General features: G+C 67.3%; 1 pseudogene. It reads right to left on the bottom strand.

Going from position 1 to position 202, the window contains the following annotated elements:
• Positions 1 to 202 (bottom strand): annotated as a pseudogene (locus IE94_RS0135065) (hypothetical protein); the annotation flags it as partial.

Raw genomic sequence — 202 nt, 5'->3', positions numbered from 1 at the left:
TCGGCCAGGTCCAGTTGCCGTTGGCCTGGATGGTGGCGCCCCAGCTGTTGCCGCTGCCGTTCGACTTGGCGGTCAGCGTCTGCGCGCTCGGGTAGCTCGCGTTGACGTTCCAGGTCGACAGGACCTTCGCCGGGGACGGCACGTTCATCGTCACCGTCCAGCTGCCGGCACCGCTGACGGAGACGTTGAGGTTGTACCGGTC

This window comes from Streptomyces violaceorubidus (assembly GCF_000717995.1).
Classification (GTDB): domain Bacteria; phylum Actinomycetota; class Actinomycetes; order Streptomycetales; family Streptomycetaceae; genus Streptomyces; species Streptomyces violaceorubidus.
Note: the sequence above shows the minus strand (reverse complement) of the source record. Positions and strands in the feature narration are given on the sequence as shown.